The following is a 1,742-nucleotide window of genomic DNA, read 5'->3' as shown; positions in this document are numbered from 1 at the left end:
AAGAGCTGGGCCTGATATGCAAGCAGCCCGGCTCTCACGCATATAAAACCGCCACGATTGAACGACCGGATATTCCTAATAGATTGGCTCGGGACTTTGCGCCAAGTATCCCGAATCAGTCCTGGTGTGGTGATATCACTTACATCTGGGCTGGCAGTCGCTGGTGTTATCTGGCGACGGTTATGGACTTGTACAGCCGACGTGTTGTCGGCTGGGCACTGTCGAATAGGCCAGACGCAGAGTTGGCGATTAAAGCGCTGGATATGGCATTTGAGCAAAGAGGCAGACCTAACGGACTGATGTTCCACTCGGACCAAGGTTGCCAATACAGCAGTCGAGCCTTCCGACAACGCCTATGGCGCTACCGCATCACCCAAAGCATGAGTCGCAGGGGAAACTGCTGGGACAACGCGCCAATGGAAAGACTGTTCCGAAGTCTGAAATCTGAATGGGTACCAGCGACTGGTTATCCATCGATGGTTGAGGCTAGGAAAGATATCAGCGAATACCTGATGCACTATTACAATCGAGAACGCCCCCATCAGCATAATGACGGCGTTGCTCCGGTTCATGCCGAGAATCGGCTTAACTTACTGTCCGGAATTAGTTGACCACTACACGTTTGTGTGGCGCAGATTGCTCGTGGGGACAAATGTTCTATTGTCCTGCTTTTAACTGGATAATCTGAAAGCATTTGTTTTTGCCACAGGCCTGGCTAATAACGGCGGCGGGACAGGCCGCATTTCGTCGTCACGTTTAAAAATGAATCAAAAGTACGACATTACTGTTTGTATTTGCTCGTGGAATGGGCATGTTGATGAGTTAATAGCCGAACGATACAATTGCTGGGTTTTGTCGCAAAAAACCGGTTGACCTGTCATAGGGGAATAAGCATAATACGCCCCGTTCCTCGCTGAGAGGGACGCAGGAAACGAAGTGGCAATGTAGCTCAGCTGGTTAGAGCACCGCACTCATAATGCGGGGGTCGCAGGTTCAAGTCCCGCCATTGCTACCATCCTTCTTGAGGATGTAAAACACAAGACGCTGCGGGAGTGGTGAAATTGGTAGACACGCCAGATTTAGGTTCTGGTGCCGAAAGGTGTGAGAGTTCAAGTCTCTCCTCCCGTACCATTTAAATCCGTTGCAGCGCAACGGTAAAGTAAACGCTGATGGGGTATCGCCAAGCGGTAAGGCAGCGGGTTTTGATCCCGCCATTCCCAGGTTCGAATCCTGGTACCCCAGCCATCTTTTGTTTACAGTTAGTTTCCTCACGATTGGGGTATCGCCAAGCGGTAAGGCAGCGGGTTTTGATCCCGCCATCCCCAGGTTCGAATCCTGGTACCCCAGCCATTTTTCAGGGCATAGTGGCACGCAACAGAATCCATGGATTTTATGCGTTATGTTCGGATTGTTCGGTGTAGGCCGGATACGTCATGCCAATGGCAATGTAGCTCAGCTGGTTAGAGCACCGCACTCATAATGCGGGGGTCGCAGGTTCAAGTCCCGCCATTGCTACCATATTGAAGTCGAGTTGAAGTACGCTTCGTCTTGCAACCTCTTTTGGGGTATCGCCAAGCGGTAAGGCAGCGGGTTTTGATCCCGCCATCCCCAGGTTCGAATCCTGGTACCCCAGCCATACACAAAGACCCGTCATAACGACGGGTCTTTTTGTTTGTATGGACTGCCAATCAGGTATTGATCCCGTCATCTATGCCCAGATTCGAATCCCAGTACCCCAGCCA

At 51.2% G+C, this 1,742-nt stretch carries 1 protein-coding gene and 6 tRNA genes; all 7 read left to right on the top strand.

What is annotated here, in order from left to right; all coding sequences use genetic code 11:
- A partial coding sequence (locus ACRRUX_RS20495; protein WP_432534089.1) for an IS3 family transposase occupies window positions 1–611 on the top strand: 611 nt, incomplete at its 5' end.
- A gap of 327 nt (window positions 612–938) precedes the next feature.
- Window positions 939–1,015, top strand: a tRNA-Met gene (locus tag ACRRUX_RS20490).
- 31 nt (window positions 1,016–1,046) lie between these two features.
- Window positions 1,047–1,131, top strand: a tRNA-Leu gene (locus ACRRUX_RS20485).
- A gap of 39 nt (window positions 1,132–1,170) precedes the next feature.
- Window positions 1,171–1,245, top strand: a tRNA-Gln gene (locus tag ACRRUX_RS20480).
- 30 nt (window positions 1,246–1,275) lie between these two features.
- Window positions 1,276–1,350: transfer RNA gene (locus tag ACRRUX_RS20475), tRNA-Gln, on the top strand.
- A 91-nt stretch (window positions 1,351–1,441) separates the two neighbouring features.
- Window positions 1,442–1,518 (top strand) — tRNA-Met (locus ACRRUX_RS20470).
- Window positions 1,519–1,561: 43 nt separating this feature from the next.
- A tRNA-Gln gene (locus ACRRUX_RS20465) sits at window positions 1,562–1,636 on the top strand.
- The last annotated feature ends 106 nt before the right edge of the window (window positions 1,637–1,742 follow it).

It is taken from the genome of Shewanella sp. GXUN23E (assembly GCF_050865035.1).
In the GTDB taxonomy this organism is placed as follows: domain Bacteria; phylum Pseudomonadota; class Gammaproteobacteria; order Enterobacterales; family Shewanellaceae; genus Shewanella.
Note: the sequence above shows the minus strand (reverse complement) of the source record. Positions and strands in the feature narration are given on the sequence as shown.